This is a genomic window from Poseidonocella pacifica (genome assembly GCF_900111875.1).
Taxonomy (GTDB): domain Bacteria; phylum Pseudomonadota; class Alphaproteobacteria; order Rhodobacterales; family Rhodobacteraceae; genus Poseidonocella; species Poseidonocella pacifica.
Genome location: NZ_FOJU01000002.1, coordinates 107650 through 129298 on the forward strand (window position 1 = coordinate 107650; position 21649 = coordinate 129298).

Sequence of the window (21649 nt, forward strand, 5' to 3'; positions counted from 1 at the left end):
TGGCCCTGCTGGGAGAGAACTCACGCGTCCCGAATGATCTTGGAGAACCCGTCGAAAAGCGGTTCGTTGCTACAGACCACTTCGCCATCGGCCAAGATATCGCGGCCCTCGCGGATCGGCTCAACCAAGGCGCCTGCCTCGCGCAGCAAAATCAGTCCCGCCGCGATATCCCATTCCTTGAGACGCCGCTCCCAGAAGCCATCGTAGCGACCGGCGGCCACATAGGCCATGTCGAGCGACGCGGCCCCCCAACGACGAACCCCTGCGCAGACGGGCATCAAGCGCCCAAGATCACGAAGCGTCGCGGGCAAATCTGTCCGCCCGCCGAACGGCAGTCCGGTTGCGAAAATGGATTCGATCATCTTATGCCGACCGGAGACACGAATGCGGCTTTCGTTCATCCAAGCGCCATTGCCCTTCTCGGCGTGGAAAAGCTCATCCTTCGCCGGGTCATAGACCACTCCTGCGATGATCTGGCCCTTATGCTCCAACGCGATTGAAACAGCGAAATGTGGCAATCCGTGAAGAAAGTTCGTCGTGCCATCAAGTGGGTCGACAATCCATCGCCGAGTGGGATCCTTGCCTTCGATTTCCCCGCCTTCTTCGGCGAGAAAGCCATAGCTGGGCCGGGCGGCCATCAATTCTTCGCGGATGATCTTTTCTGCCGCGATATCGGCGCGGCTTACGAAATCACCAGCCCCCTTGACCGACACCTGAAGGTTCTCAACCTCGCGGAAGTCCTTCACAAGCGAGCGTCCCGCCTTGCGCGCGGCTTTCATCATCACGTTGAGATTTGCGCTGCCTTGCATGTTCCGGCTCTCCTTGATCAGTCCGGCCCTATACGCGTCCAAGCCTCACTTGCCAAGAGGCGTTCCACCCCGGCTCGGGTCACTCGGCGATCTCAGGCGGCCTGAAGCCTCCGCGCCTCTTCGCCTGCCAAGCGTATCAGATCGCGCATATAAGGTTTGTCTTGTTCGTCCGTACGAACGGCCGCGTAAAGTTGGCGGACAAGCCCCGCCTTCGTGAGGGGCCGAGTTACATAGTCCGAGGAGTATTTCACCTCCCGGACCACCCAGTCAGGCAAGACTGCGACACCCCGGTTCGATGCCACGAGCAACAGGATCACGGCAGTCAGTTCTGCTTGCCGTATAGAGGCCGGTTCCACCTTGGCAGGTGTGAGAAGCTGGCTGAAGATATCGAGGCGCGATCGCTCTACCGGATAGGTGATCAGCGTCTCCCCGCGAAAATCTTCGGCGTCGATATAGGGTTTGACCGCGAGCGGATGCTCTCCAGAGGCGACGAAGACCGGATTGTAGTCGAAAAGATGGTGAAACGAGACGCCTTGCAATTCTTCGGGGTCCGACGAAATAACCACGTCGACCTCTTCTTTCAAAAGCGCTGGCAGGGCATCGAAGGCAAGGCCGGGCCGGATATCCACGTCCACGTCAGGCCATGATTTGCGGAACTGCTCCAGCACCGGAAACAACCATTCAAAGCATGCGTGGCATTCGATCGCGATGTGAAGACGACCGGATTTTCCTGATCGAAGTCCGCTGAATTCGGCCTGAAGAGCCTCTACTTCGGGCAGGATGCGCTCCGCCGCCCGAAGTAGCCGTTTTCCGGCAGCAGAGAGCTTCAACGGCTTCGACCGGCGGACAAACAGTTCCACCCCGGCCTGATCCTCAAGGGCTTTGACCTGATGGCTCAACGCGCTTTGCGTGATGTTGAGTTGATCCGCGGCACGGGCGACACCGCCAGCCTCGTGAATCGCCTTGATCGTACGGAGATGGCGAAATTCTATATGCATATCGCGGAATGACTCATGTTGATCTTGAGAAGTATGAATTTGTCTCACACTCGCGACGGTGCGACAAGGGATCAACTTCAGACGAGGATTCGCCAATGCCCACCCCAACGGTCTCTTTCGAGTTTTTCCCCCCCAAGGACCTGCAAGGGTCGTTCCGGCTGTGGGATACCGTTCAGGTTCTTGCCCCCCTGGGTCCGCGGTTTGTCTCGGTGACCTATGGCGCGGGAGGCACAACGCGGGACCTGACCCGCGATGCGGTGTCCACACTCCACCACCACAGTGGACTTAACGTTGCGGCCCATTTGACTTGCGTGAATGCGAGCCGGGAAGAAACCCTTGAAATCGCACGGACATATGCCGCCGCCGGCGTCACCGAGATTGTCGCGCTGCGAGGCGATCCCCCCAAGGGGTCAGGGGGCTTTAAGCCTCATCCCGATGGGTTCGCCGATAGCTGTGAGCTGATTACCGCCCTCAAGAATACAGGTGATTTCACAATTCGTGTCGGGGCCTATCCTGAAAAGCATCCGGAGGCGCTAGACGAGGCCGCCGACCTCGATTGGCTCAAGCGCAAGATCGACGCCGGGGCGGACGAGGCCATCACCCAGTTTTTCTTCTCTGCGGATACCTTTCTGCGCTTCCGGGATCGCGCTGTTGCCGCAGGTATCACCGCGCCAATCGTCCCCGGCATCCTGCCCATCGAGAATTGGAAGGGTGTGAAACGGTTTGCCGAAAGCTGTGGCACCTCGGTGCCGACGTGGCTTTCAAACGCATTCGAGACCGCGATCCGGGACGGCCGTGAGGACCTGCTTGCAACATCGCTTTGCACAGAACTCTGCAGCAAGCTTGTCGATCACGGTGTCGAATCGCTCCACTTTTACACCTTGAATCGCCCGGAATTGACGCGCGATGTCTGCCACGCATTGGGCATTGTCCCCAGCATGCAACTGGAAAACGTGGCCTGATTTAACTCTTAGCCGCCTTCGTCCGGCCAACCGAGAACCATCGGGAGGCCGGACGCGCGAGATAGGCGCCCCGGCTTTGAACCGGCACCGTTTCGTGAAACCGCTCGCTGTGATCCCGCCCAACGATCCGCCTAGAACGAAGCAGGAAAAACCTCCCCCATCCGCGCCATTGTCCGATGCTCGGAGCCTGTACGTCGCAGGGGAACTGGGCGCGCCACCCCTGCGGCAATGCAAGACCGCAGCTTTCGGCGCAGGACATGAGCCAGACGAAGGGAATGTTTGCCAGCGGCCGCGAGGCGAGATGTCCGCCAAGTTGCCCCCCGACATCCCCGTGGGTTCCCCGGAACCAGACCTGTTCAATATGCCCGCCCCAGCCTTCTGACACTTCCCACATGACGGGTTCGTAAACGGCTCGGGTTTCGTCCAGCGCCACCGCATGAAACCCATGGCGAACGGTCGGACCGAGATGGTGGTTGTGAAACGCGTGGTTACCTTCAGACCACCGCCAGATCAGGGGCAACCGCAAACCAAGCGCTTTGACCGTATCCCAGACCCCGACCATTTCTATCGACGCATCCGCATGGCAAAACCGTTTCCGGAAACGCTTCGCCCCCTCGCTGCCGGGGGCCAGTTGGTAATGTCGATAGGCCTGTCTGACGCCGCGTTCGGTGGCGTGTTCCTGTTGTAGCAACCCGACACTATCAATCACACCGGCGAGAGACCGCACAGCGAAGGCCCCTCGGGAGTATCCAATAAGGAAGATCCTGTCGCCCGGACGATAACGGGACGCAAGGTATCCATAAGCCCTGCGGATTTGCCGGTTGATCCCTCGTCCCATGAGAACGTCCGGCGTACCGCGCCAATCCTGCCACTGCACGCCCGGTTCATAGTAGACAGAGACAGACAATCCCACTGACGATAAAAGGCGATAGGCCTGTCCGGCGTTGGTTTCATGGCCCTCTTCGAGCGATGACATTGTGCCATCAAGAATGATGACATGATCGACCGGACCGCGACCACGGGCAGGCGACGAATGTGCCGCCGGGCGCCATCGAAACCAGCGTCCCAAGGTCTCGCCGATCCGCCGAATCCGCATCGCTTCTCTCCACCCCTTCTCTACATTGTGGTCAGAATGGTCCACATTCCCTGCTATAAGGTAAGTAGCAATCTGCCACGCGTCCGAACCACCTGCACGTCAACCCTGCAAAATGGCAGCTGTAACGCTCCGACTGTGTGAATGTTGACGATTTGGCAATAAATTGTCGTCAGATTGACGTCATGAAAATGCAACTTGACGAACTTGACACTGCGCTCATCGGCCTCTTGGCCGACGACGCTCGGGCGCCGATCGCGGATTTAGCCAGACGATTGGGGGTGGCCCGAACGACGGTGCAAGCCCGCATCGACCGTCTGGAGCAAACAGGGACAATTGCCGGGTATACCTTGCGGATCGGGGCCGATGCGAAACACCGCATTCGCGCCACCGCGCTCGTCTCTGTCGAACCTCGCACCGGCACTGCGGTGGTTTCCCGCCTGAGTGCGCTCCCTCAGGTACAGATTGTCCATACCGCCTCTGGCCGCTTCGATTTGATCGTTGAGATCGCCAGCGACGAGACCGACTCACTCGACGAAGCTCTTGACCAGATCAGCGCCATCAAAGGCGTGACAGCTGCCGAAACTTTAGTTCACCTGTCGACCAAGGTTGACCGAACACACTGAGAGGCCGCGCAGTTTCTCCGGGCCGCGTCTTTTCCTTCCTGCTCCCTTCGGCTAGATCAAAGGCGATCTAGACCACAGGGGTGCCGGGCCGATGAGCATGGACAAGACATTCAACGCGGCCAAGGCCGAAACCCGGCTTTACGAAGCCTGGGAGGCAGCCGGATGTTTCAAAGCAGGGGCGAATGCCCGCCCCGGTGCGCCAAAGTTCTCCATCATGATCCCCCCGCCGAACGTGACGGGTTCCCTTCATATGGGACATGCGTTCAACAATACGCTGCAGGACATCCTCGTTCGCTGGCATCGGATGCAGGGCCACGACACCCTTTGGCAACCCGGTCAGGACCACGCGGGAATCGCCACGCAAATGGTTGTCGAACGCAAGCTTGCCGAGGAAGGCAAACCGTCACGTCGCGAGATGGGCCGTGAAAAGTTCCTTGAGAAGGTCTGGGACTGGAAGCAGGAGTCCGGCGGGACGATCATCAATCAGCTCAAGCGGCTAGGAGCATCCTGTGACTGGTCGCGGAACGCCTTTACCATGTCCGGCGCTCCGGGCGCACCGGAGGGCGAGGATGGCAATTTCCACGATGCCGTCATCAAGGTCTTCGTCGATATGTACGAAAAGGGTCTGATCTATCGAGGCAAGCGCCTTGTGAACTGGGACCCACATTTCGAAACCGCCATTTCCGATCTCGAAGTCGAGAATATCGAGACAGCCGGCCACATGTGGCACTTCAAGTATCCCCTCGCCGATGGGGTGACTTACCGGTTCGTGGAGCGTGACGAGGACGGCAAAATCATTCTCGAAGAAGAGCGCGACTACATCTCCATCGCCACAACACGGCCCGAAACCATGCTTGGTGACGGTGCTATCGCTGTGCATCCGTCGGATGAGCGATATGCCTCAATCGTCGGCAAACTGTGCGAGATCCCCGTCGGGCCGAAGGATCACCGCCGGCTTATTCCGATAATCACCGACTCTTACCCGGACCCAGCTTTTGGATCCGGTGCGGTCAAGATCACCGGGGCGCACGACTTCAACGACTACGCAGTCGCCGAGCGGAACGGGATCCCGATGTATCGCCTGATGGGGACCAATGCGCATCTTCGCGAAGATGGTGCTCCTTATGCCGAATGTGCCGCACGCGCACAGGCGATCGCCAAAGGGGCGCAATTTGACGAAGGGGAAATCGACACGCTGAACCTGGTCCCCGACGACCTGCGGGGATTAGACCGTTTCGAGGCACGCCGGCTCATCGTTGACCAGATTACCGACGAAGGTCTGGCGGTGATGACCGATGCGAACGATCCTCGCCTCGGCAAATCGAAGGACGATGCCGAAGGTCTTGTTCCCCTCATTGAGGCAAAGCCGATCATGCAGCCTTTCGGCGATCGGTCGAAGGTCGTGATAGAACCCATGTTGACGGACCAATGGTTCGTCGACACTGCCCGTATCGTGGAACCTGCTCTGGATGCCGTTCGCAAGGGACGTGAAGCCGGGGGCACCGACATTCTGCCAGAAAGCGACCGCAAGGTCTATTTCCATTGGCTGGAAAACATCGAGCCCTGGTGCATCAGCCGCCAGCTTTGGTGGGGGCACCAAATCCCGGTTTGGTATGGGCTGAATCTTGAGTTCATGCAGCAAAACCTCGCGGCCGAAGGGTTGGCGCCTGATAGCCCGTTCGAAGACTGGGACGGTATCGACATTGGCACCGCGCTTGCCCTTGATGCTCTGGTCCAACACGGAAACCATGCACGATGCAGCACAAGCTTTGACGACGTTGTTGCGCAATTCCAAAGCGATATTTCCGGCCTCCCTGCCCCGCTCAACCATGCCCGTGTGATTGAAGTTGCCGACCGTGATGCCGCGGTGCGCGCCTTGGCGGGAAGCCTCGCGTCCTTTTCCGTGGATCAGGACCCGACGAAGCTGGTGTACCCGGTCTGGCGCGACCCCGACGTTCTCGACACGTGGTTTTCGTCCGGATTGTGGCCCATCGGGACACTCGGCTGGCCGAACCAGACGCCGGAACTTCAGCGGTATTTCCCGACGGACGTCCTGATCACTGGCTTCGATATCATCTTCTTCTGGGTCGCGCGGATGATGATGATGCAATATGCGGTGGTGGGTGAACGCCCCTTCGATACCGTCTATGTCCACGCGCTGGTCCGGGACGAGAAGGGCAAGAAGATGTCGAAATCGCTCGGCAATGTGCTCGACCCGCTTGAGTTGATTGACGATTACGGCACAGACGCGGTTCGTTTTACTCTTGCGGCAATGGCAGCGATGGGTCGCGACCTGAAGCTCTCAAAAGACCGCATCGCAGGATACCGAAATTTCGGCACAAAGCTGTGGAACGCGATGCGGTTCGCCGAAATGAATGGCGTTTTTGAGGCCAGAAACGTGGATCTGGCAACTCTGCAAGACGATATGCCGCGTCAGACTGTGAATAGATGGATATTGGGTGAGGTCGCCACGGTACGGGAAACAGTCGATGTCGCCCTGAACCAATTCCGGTTCAATGACGCCGCCAATACACTTTATGCCTTCGTCTGGGGAAAGGTCTGCGACTGGTACGTCGAATTCGCCAAGCCTCTTCTTGCGGAGGGGCACGAAGCCCGCTCTGAAACGCAGGTCGTGATGAAATGGGTGCTGGACCAGTGTCTCGTCATGTTGCACCCCATAATGCCGTTCATAACCGAAGAGCTCTGGGGCCTTTCCGGAGAACGGGTCAAGATGCTGATCCACACGAACTGGCCTGAGTACACCTCCGCAGAGCTTCTGGATCCACAGGCGCAGCGTGAGATGAACTGGGTTATATCCGTGATCGAGAACACGCGCTCGGCGCGGGCGCAGATGCACGTACCGGCCGGTTTGTATGTCCCGATGCTGACTACAGAGATTGGTCCCGAAGGGCGTGACGCGTGGAGCCGCAATGAAACCCTGATCAAGCGGTTGGCGCGTATCGAAAGCCTTGAGGAGGTGAGCGCGTTTCCAAAGGGAACGATAACCATCTCCGCCGATGGCGCGATCCTTGGTATGCCTCTTGCTGAAATTATCGACGTGGCCGAGGAAAAGGCACGGCTCGAAAAATCGATCGCCAAGCTCGACAAGGAGATCAAGGGACTGTCGGGGCGTGTGAACAATCCAAAGTTCGCGGAAAGCGCCCCACCGGAAGTTGTTGCCGAGACAAAGGAAAACCTAACGCAGCGCGAGGAAGAACGACGCACACTCGCCAATGCACTGGCGCGTCTCGCGGAAATTGGTTGAGATCCGGGAACTCGGATTGACGGCATTGTCATGCATGATGCAGTCTCACCTAGACGGACGAACCGGGAGCTAGCCATGAATGACCTCCCTTCCGAGCCGGGAACCGACGCTGGGCCATTCGGGCGTCCGTTGTTCAATGATCCCTCGGCTCGGGCCCTCGCCCGCGTCGGAGTGGTCGACGTAGGCTCCAACAGCGTCCGTCTTGTCGTCTTCGACGGTGCGGCCAGAAGCCCCGCGTATTTCTACAATGAGAAGATCATGTGTGCGCTTGGCGCTGGCCTGTCGGAAACCGGCATACTCAGCCCTGAGGGCCGTCGCCGCGCCCTCGCCGCGCTGCGCCGCTTCAAGGCGCTGGCGGATAGCATGGGCGTATCTCCCCTCACCGTTGTTGCAACCGCTGCGGTGCGTGAGGCGCAGGACGGGGAAGAATTTCGTCAGGAAGTCCTGGCTGAAACGGGCCTCAAGATCTGGGTAATCGACGGCGAAGAGGAAGCTCGTCTGTCCGCGCAAGGGGTCCTGTTGGGTTGGCCCGGCGCCTATGGTCTCGTTTGCGATATTGGTGGTTCTTCGCTGGAACTCGCGGAAATCCGGGATGGGCGCGTCGGACGTCGCCAGACCTCCCCCCTCGGGCCGCTGAAACTGCGCGAGGTCAGAGGCGGAAAGGCCGGCCGCAAGGTCCATATCAAGGCCACCCTCGAAGCCATGCAGGAAAAAATGGGCCCGCAACGCGACAGGCTTTTTCTTGTCGGGGGATCTTGGCGCGCCATTGCCCGCATTGATATGGAACGGCGCAATTATCCTCTGCACGTCTTGCATGAGTATCGCATGGACGCAAAGGCGATACGCGATACCGTAAGTTTTATCGAGGAAGCCGATCTTGGCGCACTGCGGCAGGCTTGCTCGCTCTCAGAGGCTCGGATGGCGCTGGTCCCGCTTGCAGCAGAGGTCCTCAAACGGCTTGTTTCCACATTTAGGCCCAAGGACATCGCGATTTCCAGTTATGGCATCCGCGAGGGCATGTTGTACGAGCAGATGCCCCAGAAGCTTCGTGATCGGGATCCACTCATTGAATCCGCGCATTTTGCGGAAGCAAAGGATGCCCGACTACCCGGCTTCGGGATGGTCCTGAACGACTTCGTCCTGCCACTCTTCCGTTCTAGCCCTGAAGAGCTGAAGCGTTTGATCCGCGCATCTTGCCTCCTTCACGACGTGAGTTGGCGCGCGCACCCGGACTATCGTGCAGAAGTGACCTTCGATTACGCCACACGCGCAAACCTTGGCGGGCTCAAGCACTGGGAGCGGATCTTTCTCGGCCTCGCGCTACTGCATCGCTATCGCAACAAGCGTGAGGGTTCGCCCTATGAGCGGCTCTTCGCGCTCCTGCCTGAGGATCGCCAGCAAAAGGCAGAGATCCTGGGCAAAGCGATGCGACTAGGATCGATGTTCTGGATGCAGGCGGAGGCACGGGGCGCAGAGCTTCGATGGTTCCCCAAGAAAAGAGAACTTGAACTGCGGCTGACGCCAGACGCTGCGCCGCTTTTCGGCGAGGTGGTCGAGGCACGACTCAAATCCCTCTCGACCGCTCTCTCAGCGGCATCTACGCGCGTCGTCTACCTCAAAGCCTGAATTCCCGAATGCAAAAAGGGCCCCCGAGGGGGCCCTTTCCGTCTCTAAGTTAGAGAGGCGTTTACATCATGCCGCCCATGCCGCCCATGTCGGGCATGCCGCCGCCAGCGGAAGCGCCGTCCTTGGAAGGCTTGTCGGCAACCATCGCCTCGGTGGTGATCAGCAGGCCAGCGATCGAGGAAGCATCCTCAAGCGCGGTGCGGACCACTTTGGCCGGGTCGATCACGCCGAATTTGAACATGTCGCCATATTCGTCGGTCTGAGCGTTGTAACCGAACTTGAGATCGTCGGACTCGCGAACTTTGCCAGCAACAACGGACCCGTCGACACCCGCGTTCTCCGCGATCTGGCGAAGGGGCGCTTCGAGCGCGCGGCGCACGATGGCGATACCGGCGTTCTGATCCGAGTTTTCACCGGTGAGACCTGTAAGGGTCTTGGCCGCCTGAACGAGGCTGACGCCGCCACCGACCACGATGCCTTCTTGCACAGCAGCGCGAGTTGCGTTCAGAGCGTCATCGACACGGTCCTTGCGCTCTTTCACTTCGACTTCGGTCATGCCGCCGACGCGGATGACTGCAACGCCGCCTGCGAGCTTCGCAACGCGTTCCTGCAGCTTCTCACGGTCATAGTCGCTGGTGGTTTCTTCGATCTGGTTGCGGATCTGAGCGACGCGCGCTTCGATCTCTGCCTTCTCACCAGCACCGTCGACGATGGTTGTCTCATCCTTGGTGATGGAGACTTTCTTGGCGGTGCCAAGCATGTCCATCGTAACGGATTCGAGCTTCATGCCGAGGTCTTCGGAGATAACCTGACCGCCAGTGAGGATCGCGATGTCTTGCAGCATGGCCTTGCGGCGATCGCCGAAGCCGGGCGCCTTGACAGCAGCAATCTTGAGGCCGCCACGCAGCTTGTTGACCACGAGGGTCGCGAGCGCTTCGCCTTCAACATCTTCTGCAATGATCAGCAGCGGCTTCTGCGACTGAATCACCTGCTCAAGCAGCGGAACCATCGGCTGGAGCGAGGACAGCTTCTTTTCGTGGAGCAGGATCATGCAGTCTTCGAGATCTGCAATCATCTTGTCGGAGTTGGTGACGAAGTAGGGGCTCAGGTAGCCGCGGTCGAACTGCATGCCTTCGACGACATCGGTCTCAGTTTCCAGACCCTTGTTCTCTTCGACGGTGATAACACCCTCGTTGCCGACTTTCTGCATCGCGTCTGCGATCTGACGGCCGATTTCGGATTCGCCGTTTGCAGAGATCGTGCCGACCTGAGCAACCTCAGCCGAGTCATTGACCGGGCGGGATGCAGCTTTGATCGCTTCGACGACCTTGGAGGTCGCGAGGTCGATGCCGCGCTTGAGGTCCATCGGGTTCATGCCCGCTGCAACCGACTTCATGCCCTCGCGGACGATGGCCTGAGCCAGAACGGTCGCGGTGGTAGTGCCGTCACCGGCTTCGTCGTTGGTGCGGGAAGCGACTTCCTTCACCATCTGTGCGCCCATGTTCTCGAACTTGTCTTCCAGCTCGATCTCTTTGGCGACAGAAACACCGTCTTTGGTGATGCGCGGTGCGCCGAACGACTTGTCCAGAACCACATTGCGGCCTTTGGGGCCCAGGGTCACCTTGACTGCATCGGCCAGAATGTTGACGCCGCGCAGCATTTTGTTGCGGGCTTCGGTATCGAATTTCACGTCTTTAGCAGACATTCGTTTCTCTCCTCAGAAAGCTTGTTCTAGTCAGCGGGAAAGGTTCAGGCGGCTTTTGCGGCCGCGTCGTCCTCGATAATTCCGAGGATGTCACTTTCCTTCATGATCAGCAGCTCTTCGCCGTTGACCGTCACTTCAGTGCCGGACCACTTGCCGAACAGAACCTTGTCACCGGCCTTAACGGCCATTGCGATCAGCTCGCCGCTGTCTTTGCGCGCGCCTTCGCCGCAAGCAACGATGATGCCCTCTGCAGGCTTTTCCTTGGCGCTGTCGGGAATGATCAGCCCGCCTGCGGTTTTCTCGTCGCCTTCAACGCGGCGGACCAGCACGCGGTCATGAAGCGGTTTGAATGTCATCTCTGAGTCTCCTGATGCCCAAAGTTTCTTTTTTAGGGCTCCCCTCGGGGGCCCGTTAGCACTCATCGGTATCGAGTGCTAACGACGTGTAGCTAAGGAAGCAGGCTCGCCATGTCAACCGATCGGGCCCTAAATTTTCAGCCCCTCCGGTGCAACATCAGTCACCGGGCCTGTTCCTATCGTTTCATGTGGGAGCAAGCCGGGAGGACCCCAAACAACTACGCGAAATCCCGCTTGCTGGAGAACCCCTCTGTCGCTGCGCTGCCGCATCGCGCCACGTGACAAACCCAACTCATCAGCCTATAAGCGCGCGCGATTGCAATGACCTCCGAGGACGGACCCCATGACCACGCGCGTATTTGGCCACAAGTCGCCTGACACCGACTCCACCGGAAGCCCGATCATCTGGGCTTGGTATCTGACCGAGATCAAAGGAGAGGCCGCAACGCCCGCCCTGCTCGGGGAGCCGAATACAGAGGCGGCTTTCGTACTGGACCGCTGGAACCTCGACAAACCCGAAATCATCAGCAGCGTTGCCGCCGATACACCCGTTGTAATCGTCGACACCAACAACCCCGCCGAACTGCCCGCCGACATCAACGATGCGGATATCCGTGCGATCATCGACCACCACAAGCTCGTGGGCGGGCTAGAGACAAAGGGCCCCATCGATATCCGGATCGAGCCGCTCGCCTGCACTGCCACGATCATGTACAAGATGATCGGCTCGGACCTCGCACGCGCCCCCGAGGGCGTTAAGGGTGCGATGTTGTCCTGCATCCTTTCCGATACGCTGGAGTTCCGCTCTCCCACGACCACAGCGGAAGACAAGGCCGTCGCCCATGCGCTGGCCGATGAGCTTGGCGTCGATATTGCGTCCTATGCCGCAGAAATGTTCGCTGCCAAGTCAGATGTCTCGGCGTTCTCTGACGCAGAGTTGCTGCGGATGGATTCCAAGGAATATGCGATCGACGGAACAAAATTCCGCGTATCCGTTCTCGAAACCACCAGCCCCGCTACCGTTCTGTCGCGCAAGGAAAGCCTGATGGAAACGATGCCGAAGGTCGCGAGCGAGGACGGCGTTGATCAGGTTTTGCTCTTCGTGGTCGACATCCTGAACGAAGAAGCGACCCTCTTTGTGCCGAACGACCTCGTATCGCAGGTGGCCAAGAAAAGCTTTGATGCCGACGTGACTGGCGACACCGTCGTGTTGCCCGGTGTTGTCAGCCGCAAGAAGCAGATCATTCCCAACCTCAAGGTTTGATACAGAACAGCCCGGTTTCGACCGGGCTTTTCTCTACCCCCCAGAAAATTGCCGGAGCCCCCATGACCGAGATCATTTCGTCGCTGTCGGAAATATCAAAGAGATACGATGCAATGTTCGTGGACCTATGGGGCTGCGTCCATGATGGAATTCGCGCGATCCCCTCTGCCGTCTCCGCGCTTCAGGCGTATCGCCGGGAAGGGGGAACCGTGATCTTGGTCACCAATTCACCCAAGCCCCGGGCCGGTGTCGCCGAGCAGCTTGTCGGCTTCGGCGTTCCAGTAGACGCCTATGACGATATCGCCTCCTCAGGCGACAGTGCCCGCGCGGCGATGTATGAAGGTGTCGTGGGTACGAAGGTATGGTTTATGGGCGAGGAAGAGCGGGACGAAGGCTTCTTCACGCCCCTGAAACTCCTCAAGAATCCGCTTAACATCGAACGGGTGCCGCTTGCGCAGGCGGAAGGAATTGTCTGTTGTGGGCCATTCGATTCCATGGCGGATCCCGAGGTGAACCGACCAGAGTTTCAGCAGGCCATCGAACGGAATCTGAAGCTGCTTTGTGCAAACCCTGACATCGTCGTCGATCGCGGGGAAGAGCGGGAATGGTGCGCGGGCGCGCTCGCTCGGCTCTACACAGAAATGGGCGGTGAAAGCCTCTACTTCGGAAAGCCGCATCCACCGATCTATGATCTCGCCCGTCGCCGGTTAGCCGACCTCGACCGCAAGGTCGCTGACCGAAATATTCTAGCCATTGGAGACGGGGCGCAGACTGATATAGCCGGCGCCATCGGAGAAGATTTTGATTGTCTCTTCATCTCTGGTGGGCTCGCGGCCCGCGAAACCCAGACGGTGGATCAGCCTGTTCCAGATGCCCTAGAGCATTATCTTCAGAAAGAAGGCGTGCACCCCACCTTCGCGATCGGGCGCCTACGCTGATCAAAAAACCTTGACTCATCGCACCCGCAAAGCAATAAAGTTCCAATACTGAGCCATATAGCATCATCTTATTACTTAGCGATGCGCGATTGGAGGCTTGCATGTTGGACGAACTGCCCCGCGGAACGATCTGTATCGAGGAAATCGAGATAGGGATGGTTCGCCGACTCACGAAGCGTGTGACGGACCGCGACATCGCCCTTTTTGCCGAGGTTTCGACGGATAGAAATCCCGTTCACCTCGACGAAGAGTATGCGCAAAGTACTATTTTCTCTGGCCGTATCGCGCATGGCATGTTGACCGCCGGTCTTATCTCAGCGGTTATCGGGGAGCAGCTTCCCGGGCATGGCACCGTCTACATGGGGCAATCCCTCAACTTTGTGGCCCCCGTTCGCCCCGGCGACGAAGTCACGGCCGAGGTCGAAGTTATCGGGTTCAATCTCAAAAAGCGGCGCGTCACGCTTGATTGCCGATGCCGCGTTGACGAGCGCAAGGTTCTATTTGGCGAGGCAACGGTCCTGGCCCCCTCGCGCACACGGATTTATGCGTCATCCAGCCTGCAACGGCCAGATAACCGGAATGAGCGCAGAGGCGATCAAACCAATTGACAGGTTGAGCGGAATGCCGACCCGCATGAAATCTGTGAACCGATACCCGCCGGGGCCGTAAACGAGCATATTTGTCTGATAGCCGATTGGCGTTGCGAAGCTCGCCGAGGCCGCAACCATCACTGCAATCACCAGCGGACGGGGATCAAACCCCATCGCTTGGGCGAGGCCGATGGCAATTGGGGTAACCACCACCGCGACGGCATTGTTGCTGACCAGTTCCGTGAGGATACTTGTGAGCAGGTAGATGGACCAGACGACGACAAAGGGCGGCAACCCCATGAGACGGGGAGCAATCGCATCGACGAGCAGCGCAACCGCCCCCGATGCTTCCAGCGCGGCACCAACCGCAAGCATCGCAAAGATCAGCGCCAAGAGACGCCCATCAATGAAAGAAAAAGCCTCATCCGCGTCGATACAGCGCGTGGCCAGAACGATTGCGATGGCCAGCACCGTCAGCAGCAGGATCGGGGCAGCGCCAAACGCCGCGAGCCCGACAATGCTAAGCAGCGCGAGTATGGCCACTGGCGCATGCCCGCGGCGAAACGCACGGGCAGAAGGATGGGTAACGTCGACAAGCTCCATCTCCGAAGCGAGCCGTTCAATATCCTCGGGAGCGCCCTCGAGCAGGAGCGTGTCCCCCACCCTCACCACAAGGTCGTCCAATTGGCGTCCGATATTCTGGTTTCTACGGTGAACCGCGAGAGGGTAGACACCGAACCGCCGCCGCAGGCGGAGATCGCCAAGACGTCGCCCGACCATCTTGCAGCCCGGCGTGATGAGCACTTCAACGGTTGTCGTCTCACGGGCAGAGAGTTGATCGACTCGCTTGAGCGATTTGTTCCGCTGCAATGAAAGCAGTTCGGTCATCTGGGTCCGCAGGACAACCCTGTCGCCGACTTGCAACTCAACGCCCTTCAGGTCGCGCCGCAGGGATTCGTCGCCGCGCACAACGTCGACGAGCCGCACGCCCTCGCGTTTGAAAAGTTGGACGTTCGTAGCCTCCCGCCCGATAAGGTTGGAATCCGGAGGAATGACCGCTTCGGTGAAGAACTTCATGCGCGATCTGTCGGACAGCATGTTCGCCATGGTCGGGCGATCCGGCAGAAGACGAGCGCCGAATACCCGTAAATACAGCATTCCCCAAATCACGAGCACGATGGCAAGAGGCGTGACCTCGAATATCCCGAATGGCTCCAACCCTTGGGTGCGGGCAACCCCATCAACCAGCAGGTTCGTGGACGTCCCGATCAGGGTCAGCGTCCCCCCGAGGATCGCGCCATATGAAAGGGGGATCAGCAGCTTGGAGGACGACACCCCGATGCTTCGGGAAAGCTGCACGAAAACGGGGATCATGACCACGACAACGGGCGTGTTGGAGACGATTGCCGATGCGGCGAGGACAAAGGCCATCAGCCCGGCAATGGCCAGACGGGGATTGGTCCGCGCGCGCCGTTCGGTGATCGAGGTAAAGGCATCGAGCGCGCCAGTACGCACCAAAGCCCCCATAACGATGAACATGCCTGCAATGGTCCAAGGAGCAGGGTTCGCGAGCACCTCGCGCGCGTCTTCGTAGGGTAGAATGCCAGTTACCAGCAGGATAGCGACCCCTACGATGGCAATGACCTCGGCAGGTAATGTTTCCCGCAAGAACAGCAGGAACATGAGCCCAACGACACACAAGGCAACGATGGCCTCGCCCGACTGCGAGAGGTGAAACAGGTCGATCAAGCGTTGCCCTCATATGGCCCGGCACGCATCATTGTCGATGAGAGTGCCGCTCGCAAGTATGTAGTCATGGATTGGCCTCCGGTGATCGCAAGGAACAGGGCATTGCGACCAGATCGCGCATTAAGAGACCACATCAGGTCCTGATGCCTCCAGGCGCCCACCTTGGCGGACCATCTTGATCTCTTTCGCCTTCCCCGTGCGATCATCGGTTTCGACAAACACCCCTGAAAGGGTCGCCTCCTCCAGCGCGGGGGTAAACCGCCCCTTGCCCATTCCCGTCACGAAACGGCGCAGCGGCTCGGCTTTGTCCATCCCGATCACACTGTTGTAGTCGCCGCACATACCTGCATCCGATAGGAACGCCGTCCCACCGGGGAGGATCTGCGCATCAGCTGTCGGCACATGGGTATGGGTGCCGACCACGAGGCTTGCCTTGCCGTCGCAGAAGTGCCCCATGGCCATCTTTTCGCTGGTCGCTTCGCAGTGCATGTCCAAGAGGATCGCCTGCGCGTTCCCGCCGAGCGGGTGCTGGCGCAAGACCGCGTCCGCGTGAGAAAATGGATCGTCGAAGGGCCGCTTCATGAAGACTTGCCCCAAGAGCTGACCGACGAGAATCTTTCGACCACGCCGATCCTCAAAGAGCCGAGCCCCGCGCCCCGGCGCGGCTTTGGCATAGTTCAACGGCCGGATAATGCGCGTTTCGGACTCGATGAATTGCATCATATCCTTCTGGTCAAACGCATGATCCCCAAGCGTCAGGCAATCCGCCCCCGCCCCCAGAAGAACCTTGGCGTGGTCAGCAGTCAGCCCGGCACCGTTGGAGGCATTCTCGCCATTGATCACGACGAAATCCAGCCGCCACGCATCGCGCAGAGCGGGCAGCCGATCAACGACCGCTTGCCGGCCTGCGCGGCCCATTACATCACCCAGAAAAAGTATACGCATGAGTTTTGCTTAGGACAGATCGAAGCCGCTCACAAGCCGGGTTGCCCGATCACCTCACGCTCCGTCACGATTAGATCGAGAGGTTGGTCTGTGGGCTCCAACGGGACATCGGCAACTTCCTGAGCTGCATAGGCAAAGCCGATGGCAACCACAGGACCGTTCGCGCGCAACCGCTCCAGTGTTCGGTCGTAAAAACCTCCGCCGTACCCGAGGCGCCCGCCCGCGCGGTTGAATGCCAGCAGTGGAACGACCAGCACTTCCGGCACCAGAAGGCGCTCCTCCTGCGGAACCAATGTCCCGAATGTGCCCTCGACCAGCGGCGATTCAGGCTCCCACACGGCGAATTCCAAAGGCTCGCCCTTGGCTCGGATGACCGGAACGCCCACGGGGCCCCATTCTGCAGCCTTCTTCATAGCTGGGCGTGGATCGATTTCAGTGCGGATGGGTAGGAAACCCGAGAGCGGTTTGCCCCGGTACGCGCGTAGCACGTCGTCCAGAAGGGCCGCGGCATCCCCGTCTCCCTTGGCATGAGCTTCTGCTCGCGCAGCAAAGGCCGCCTTGCGCGCCGCAGCCTTTCGCGCGTTCAGAGTATCCAAAGAACGGCCAATCCGAGGAATGCGAAGAAGCCAACCACATCCGTAACGGTCGTGACGAAGGACCCGGACGCGAGAGCGGGATCGACCCCGACCTTATCCAGAAGCACCGGGATCACGGTCCCGGCGAGCCCTGCGATGACCAAGTTTATCACCATGGCCGTCCCGATGACATATCCCAGAACCGGCGAGCCGAACCATGCGATCCCAATCAGCGCCATGATCACCGCAAAGGCGATCCCGTTGAACAAACCGACCAAGACCTCTCGCCGTATGACGCGCCATACGTTGGATCCGGTAAGGTCGCGCGTAGCGATCGATCGAACCGCAACGGTCAGGGATTGCGTGCCTGCGTTGCCACCCATCGAGGCGACGATTGGCATCAACACCGCAAGCGCCACAATCTGTGTAAGGGCGTCCTCGAACATGGCGATCACGAGCGATGCGATGATCGCCGTGACGAGATTGACCGCGAGCCACGGAAACCGCTGTTTCATCGTCTCAAACACACGGTCATTCAGGCTACCGTCCCCCACGCCCGCGAGGCGCAAGATATCCTCCTCATGCTCTTCATCGAGCACGGCCATGGCGTCATCGATCGTGATCTGACCGACAAGACGACCTTCGGCATCGACCACGGGCGCGGAAATGAGGTGATACTGGTTGAAGGCATAGGCCACATCCCCTTCGTATTCGCTGACGGGGATCGCCTTGAAGACCGTTTCGGCCAGCTCCGCGAGCGGCTTGCTGCGCGGTGACGACATGATCTTGCCCAAGGTGACATTGGCAATGGGATGCATCCGTGGGTCGATCAGCACCACATGGTAGAATTGCTCGGGGAGGTCATCATGGCCCCGAAGATAATCGATGGCGTCGCCCACGGTCCAATGCTCGGGTGCCATGACAACCTCGCGCTGCATCAGTCGCCCAGCGGAGAATTCAGGATAGCTTAGCGCCTGCTCCACCGCGACCCGGTCAGTCTGATCGAGGGCGCCAAGAATGGCGGTTTGCTGCTCCGCGTCGAGATCTTCGACAAGATCCACGACATCATCGCTGTCGAGTTCCCGGACTGCCTCGGCCAACACCTCGGGGCGCAGGATGGAGATCACTTCCTCACGGATGCTCTCATCAAGCTCCGACAGGATGCTGCCGTCCATTTCGTGATGATAAAGATCGAGCAGCGCCTTGCGTTCGGAGGAATCGATTTGCTCCAAAAGGTCGGCGATATCTGCGGCATGGAGAGGTTCCATCAGCAGCGTCAGCCGCTCGGCATCCCCTTCCTCCACAGCCGCGAGGATCGCGGAGACATCGCGGGGCCTCAGGGCATAGGTGCCGTCCTCTTCAACCTCGGGCTCGTGCGTTTCGGCAGGTTCCGTCATGGCAAGCTCCAACCTAGGGGCGGCGTTGGTCGCGAACATAGCAAAGCCCTGAGCGGCGACAATGGCAGCGGAGCGATTTACCTTTGTTTTCCGCCGCCCTACTCTGTTCGGGTTGAATAATGGAGAGATGGATGGGCAAGCGATTGATCCTCGGTCGGGTTCTGCGGTTTGAGGCGTCGCCCTTCGTGCAGGAGCCGGAGACGTCAGCCACCCTGATCAATGGCGGGGGGGTGCTGATCGAGGGCGGTTTGATTTCCGAGGTCGGCGATGGCGCGGCCTTGCGGCGCAAGCATCCCGATGCGGACGTCGACGACACCGGCGGATCCCTGATCTCCGCCGGATTCGTCGATGCCCACGCCCACTACCCCCAGACCGCGATGATCGCGAGTTGGGGCAAACGGTTGATTGATTGGCTGGAAAGCTACACCTTTCCCGAAGAAATGCGCTTCGACGCTTCGGAGTATGCCCGCGACATCGCCGAGAGGTGGCTCGACCTCATCACGGCCAACGGCACGACATCGGCTGCGACTTACTGCACCAGTCATCCGCAAAGTGTCGATGCCGTATTCGAAGCCGCCCGAGCGCGCGGCATGCGCCTCTTTGCCGGCAAGACCTGCATGGACCGGAATGCTCCGAAGGCACTCTGCGATACTGCCCAGCGGGCATATGACGAAAGCCGCGACTTGCTTCTGCGTTGGCACGGTGAAGGCCGGCTGTCCTACGTGATCACACCTCGATTTTCTCCCACCTCAACGCCGGAGCAACTCGATGCCCTAGGCACACTCTGGGCGGAACATCCCGAGTGCCTGATGCAGACCCACCTGTCGGAGCAAACCGACGAAATTGCGTGGGTGCGCGCTCTTTTCCCGAACGCGCGTGATTACCTCGATACCTATGAGAGCCACGGCCTGCTGGGCGGGCGCGGATTGTACGGCCACGCTATCCATCTCGAACCGCGCGAACGTGACCGATTGCACGAGTTCGGGGCCGGGCTGGTTCATTGTCCGACGTCGAACACTTTCATTGGCTCCGGCCTATTCGACATGGGAGGGTTGAAGTCGGCAGGACACCACGTCGGGCTCGCCACGGATACGGGGGGCGGGTCCAGTTTCTCGATGCTTCGTACCATGGCGGCGACCTATGAGATCGGTCAGCTTTCCGGGCGCGCACTACATCCTGCCGAGCTTTGGTGGCTGGCGACAGCGGGCTCCGCCGAGGTTTTGCACGTGGGTGACAAAATTGGAAACATCATACCGGGAATGGAAGCAGACCTCATTGCGCTCGACCTTGCATCCACCCCCGCCATCTCGCAGCGCGCGACAAGGGCGGTTTCCTTCTGGGAGGAGGTTTTCCCGACGATCATGATGGGAGACGACAGGGCAATCCGTCAGGTTTGGATTGGCGGGGAAAAGGTCTAGCCCGCAAGCCTTGCTGCCAAAACGGACTGGCGGGAGATCGCCTCTGCGAGGTCCAATGTCGTGATCTCCCCCTCCGCGACGACCTGCCGCCCTTCGACGAACAGGTCCCTCACCCGGGTCGGACCGGAGAGCAACAGCGCCGCAGGGTCCCAACTCCCCGCAGCCTCGACGCCGCGCATATCCCATATGGCAATATCGGCACGCTTGCCGGGGGCCAGAATTCCGCAATCATCGCGCCCCAGAACCTCCGCCCCACCCCGCGTGGCAAGGCGAAGCGCCTCGCGCGCGCTCATCGCGTCCGCTCCGCGCGCAACTCGCTGCAACAACATCGCTTGGCGCGCCTCGGAGACAATATTGCCGATATCGTTGCTGGCCGACCCATCAACACCGAGCCCAACACGCACGCCTGCATCCCGCATCGCCCGGACGGGTGCGATCCCTGAGCCGAGCCGGCAATTCGAGCAAGGGCAATGCGCTACACCGGTCCGGCTTCGTGCGAAGAGATCAATCTCTGTGGTGTCGAGTTTGACGCAGTGGGCGTGCCAGACGTCCTCCCCGGTCCAACCCAATTCTTCAGCATATTGGCCCGGACGGCACCCGAAATTGGCAAGGCTATAGGCGATGTCTTCGTCATTCTCAGCCAAATGCGTATGCAGCATCACGCCCTTGTCCCTCGCCAAGAGCGCCGCGTCTCGCATCAGGTCGCGGCTGACCGAAAAGGGGGAGCATGGTGCGACCCCAACACGGATCATCGCGCCCGCCTCCGGCCGATGAAACGTGTCGATCACGCGAATGCAATCCTCGAGTATGGCAGCTTCGGGCTCTACAAGGCTGTCGGGTGGTAGCCCCCCGAGGCTTTCTCCGATGCTCATTGCGCCGCGGGTCGCGTGAAATCTCAAGCCAATATCCCGAGCCGCCGCAATACTGTCATCCAGACGCGCGCCATTCGGATAAAGGTAGAGGTGGTCGGACGTGAGAGAGCATCCCGAGAGCGCCAATTCTGCGAGACCGATCACCGCAGAGCTATATATTTCTTCCGGCCCGAACCGTGCCCAGATCGGGTAAAGCGCCTTGAGCCAACCAAAAAGAAGCGCGTTCTGAGCCTCAGGAACGGCGCGCGTCAGGGTCTGAAACAGGTGATGATGCGTATTGACGAGGCCGGGCGTTACCAAGCAACCATTTGCGCTGATCTCCTCGCCTCGTGTCTGAAGGCCATGACCAACCGCTGCGATCACTCCGTCCCGGATAAGGACATCCGCACCGCAGAGTTCCGCGTCCACATCGTCCATAGTCAGAATGACCTCAGCGCCACGGATCAACGTCTCGGGCATGA

General features: G+C 59.6%; 17 protein-coding genes and 1 pseudogene. 8 read left to right on the forward strand and 10 right to left on the reverse strand.

The annotated features are described in order from the left end of the window. Positions 1-20: 20 nt before the first annotated feature. Together BM234_RS05680 and BM234_RS05685 are read right to left on the reverse strand one after the other, a co-directional pair. Positions 21-809: an inositol monophosphatase family protein gene (locus tag BM234_RS05680; RefSeq protein ID WP_092061625.1), complete on the reverse strand. Its 789-nt coding sequence runs from the start codon at positions 807-809 to the stop codon at positions 21-23. Between the two features lie 92 nt (positions 810-901). Beyond that, on the reverse strand, positions 902-1807 hold the full coding sequence (locus BM234_RS05685) for a LysR family transcriptional regulator (protein ID WP_092061627.1): 906 nt from the start codon (positions 1805-1807) through the stop codon (positions 902-904). Between the two features lie 95 nt (positions 1808-1902). Between BM234_RS05685 and metF the strand changes: the two genes are divergently transcribed. Beyond that, a complete protein-coding gene (gene metF / locus BM234_RS05690; protein WP_092061630.1) occupies positions 1903-2769 on the forward strand; it encodes a methylenetetrahydrofolate reductase [NAD(P)H] in 867 nt (288 codons plus the stop codon). 1 nt (position 2770) lies between these two features. On the opposite strand, the gene BM234_RS05695 is transcribed toward metF, so the two are convergent. Continuing rightward, on the reverse strand, positions 2771-3865 hold the full coding sequence (locus BM234_RS05695; protein WP_092061632.1) for a DUF2235 domain-containing protein: 1095 nt from the start codon (positions 3863-3865) through the stop codon (positions 2771-2773). Positions 3866-4047: 182 nt separating this feature from the next. On the opposite strand from BM234_RS05695, the gene BM234_RS05700 reads away from it, so the two are divergent. The 3 genes from BM234_RS05700 to BM234_RS05710 all read left to right on the forward strand — a co-directional run bounded on the left by BM234_RS05700 (position 4048) and on the right by BM234_RS05710 (position 9379). Then, the gene (locus BM234_RS05700) at positions 4048-4488 is read left to right on the forward strand and encodes an Lrp/AsnC family transcriptional regulator (RefSeq protein ID WP_342714643.1); all 441 of its coding nucleotides are present in this window, start codon (positions 4048-4050) and stop codon (positions 4486-4488) included. Between the two features lie 91 nt (positions 4489-4579). Further along, positions 4580-7753, forward strand: a complete 3174-nt coding sequence (locus tag BM234_RS05705; protein ID WP_092061637.1) for a valine--tRNA ligase — start codon at positions 4580-4582, stop codon at positions 7751-7753. A gap of 75 nt (positions 7754-7828) precedes the next feature. Next, the gene (locus BM234_RS05710; protein WP_092061640.1) at positions 7829-9379 is read left to right on the forward strand and encodes a Ppx/GppA family phosphatase; all 1551 of its coding nucleotides are present in this window, start codon (positions 7829-7831) and stop codon (positions 9377-9379) included. Positions 9380-9440: 61 nt separating this feature from the next. On the opposite strand, the gene groL is transcribed toward BM234_RS05710, so the two are convergent. Beyond that, positions 9441-11084 (reverse strand): chaperonin GroEL, encoded by a 1644-nt coding sequence (groL, locus tag BM234_RS05715; RefSeq protein WP_092061643.1) that lies wholly within the window; start codon positions 11082-11084, stop codon positions 9441-9443. Positions 11085-11128: 44 nt separating this feature from the next. Further along, positions 11129-11440 (reverse strand): co-chaperone GroES, encoded by a 312-nt coding sequence (locus tag BM234_RS05720; protein ID WP_092061646.1) that lies wholly within the window; start codon positions 11438-11440, stop codon positions 11129-11131. Between the two features lie 343 nt (positions 11441-11783). Between BM234_RS05720 and BM234_RS05725 the strand changes: the two genes are divergently transcribed. The 3 genes and pseudogenes from BM234_RS05725 to BM234_RS05735 form a co-directional block, all read left to right on the forward strand. Continuing rightward, positions 11784-12704, forward strand: a complete 921-nt coding sequence (locus tag BM234_RS05725; RefSeq protein ID WP_092061649.1) for a manganese-dependent inorganic pyrophosphatase — start codon at positions 11784-11786, stop codon at positions 12702-12704. A 62-nt stretch (positions 12705-12766) separates the two neighbouring features. Continuing rightward, a complete protein-coding gene (locus BM234_RS05730; RefSeq protein ID WP_092061652.1) occupies positions 12767-13642 on the forward strand; it encodes a TIGR01459 family HAD-type hydrolase in 876 nt (291 codons plus the stop codon). A gap of 101 nt (positions 13643-13743) precedes the next feature. After that, positions 13744-14175 (forward strand): annotated as a pseudogene (locus BM234_RS05735) (MaoC family dehydratase); the annotation flags it as partial. Between the two features lie 15 nt (positions 14176-14190). Here the strand turns inward: BM234_RS05735 and BM234_RS05740 are convergent. From BM234_RS05740 to mgtE, 4 genes are all read right to left on the reverse strand, one after another. Further along, positions 14191-15978, reverse strand: a complete 1788-nt coding sequence (locus BM234_RS05740; protein WP_245752550.1) for an SLC13 family permease — start codon at positions 15976-15978, stop codon at positions 14191-14193. Positions 15979-16101: 123 nt separating this feature from the next. Then, the gene (locus BM234_RS05745; protein ID WP_092061658.1) at positions 16102-16926 is read right to left on the reverse strand and encodes a TIGR00282 family metallophosphoesterase; all 825 of its coding nucleotides are present in this window, start codon (positions 16924-16926) and stop codon (positions 16102-16104) included. Between the two features lie 29 nt (positions 16927-16955). Beyond that, entirely contained in the window at positions 16956-17522 is a 567-nt protein-coding gene (locus BM234_RS05750; RefSeq protein WP_245752528.1) for a 5-formyltetrahydrofolate cyclo-ligase, read from the reverse strand. Next, on the reverse strand, positions 17510-18898 hold the full coding sequence (gene mgtE, locus BM234_RS05755) for a magnesium transporter (RefSeq protein ID WP_092061661.1): 1389 nt from the start codon (positions 18896-18898) through the stop codon (positions 17510-17512). The genes BM234_RS05750 and mgtE overlap by 13 nt, the downstream gene beginning before the upstream one ends. Positions 18899-19029: 131 nt before the next feature. Here mgtE and guaD point away from each other — a divergent pair, with 131 nt between their 5' ends. After that, the gene (guaD, locus tag BM234_RS05760; protein WP_092061664.1) at positions 19030-20316 is read left to right on the forward strand and encodes a guanine deaminase; all 1287 of its coding nucleotides are present in this window, start codon (positions 19030-19032) and stop codon (positions 20314-20316) included. On the opposite strand, the gene BM234_RS05765 is transcribed toward guaD, so the two are convergent. Further along, a complete protein-coding gene (locus BM234_RS05765; RefSeq protein ID WP_092061667.1) occupies positions 20313-21647 on the reverse strand; it encodes an 8-oxoguanine deaminase in 1335 nt (444 codons plus the stop codon). The genes guaD and BM234_RS05765 overlap by 4 nt on opposite strands. Positions 21648-21649 lie beyond the last annotated feature (2 nt).